1 protein-coding gene is annotated in these 582 nt (G+C 62.7%); it reads right to left on the bottom strand.

Translation table 11 applies throughout. The annotated features are described in order from the left end of the window. The coding region (locus tag EN850_RS33385; protein WP_246689316.1) for a transposase at nucleotides 1–308 on the bottom strand (308 nt) is incomplete at its 3' end. Nucleotides 309–582: the final 274 nt, after the last annotated feature.

The raw sequence follows: 582 nt of genomic DNA, 5'->3' as shown, positions 1-582 counted from the left end.
CTCAGCATCCGGGCATCGAGACGATCGGTCTTGGCGCGCTGGGTCGCCGACTTCGCGTAGTGGTGGGTGTGCGCCGGATTGTGCCGCGAGAACGCAATGCCGGCCTTGCCCAGCGCATGGCGCAGCAGCCGGTCATAGACGCCGGTCGCCTCCATGACGACGAAGTCCCGACTGGGATCAAGGCCCGCCACATAGGCCGCTATCGCATCGGCCTGGTTATCGATGCGCCGAAGACGACCGCTTGTCTCATCAAAAAAGTCGAGCCACTGCTTGGAGATGTCGCAGCCGACATAGTTCTGGGCTATCATGTCCACGCCTCTTCCTGTGGTGCGGGGTCTGCTTGGAACAGCCCCGTGCAACTGTTCAGGTTGATGGTTCACCGGTGGGAAGGGACCGGGCCATGCCACGGCCTGTCCGAAAGGACGACCAGGATCCACTCGGTCTCCTTCCCACCTCAAACCATACACCAGAACCAACACACAGGATCCTCGGGTCTGCGCTGCGTCGCTGCGCTCCTTGCTCCGCCCGTGGATGACGAAGGGACGGGCGTTCCGGCCAATCTCGAAGGTGGCCCTGCCAAAC

Source organism: Mesorhizobium sp. M8A.F.Ca.ET.207.01.1.1 (genome assembly GCF_004794715.1).
Lineage (GTDB): Bacteria > Pseudomonadota > Alphaproteobacteria > Rhizobiales > Rhizobiaceae > Mesorhizobium.
This window is presented reverse-complemented; position numbering and strand designations above follow the sequence as displayed.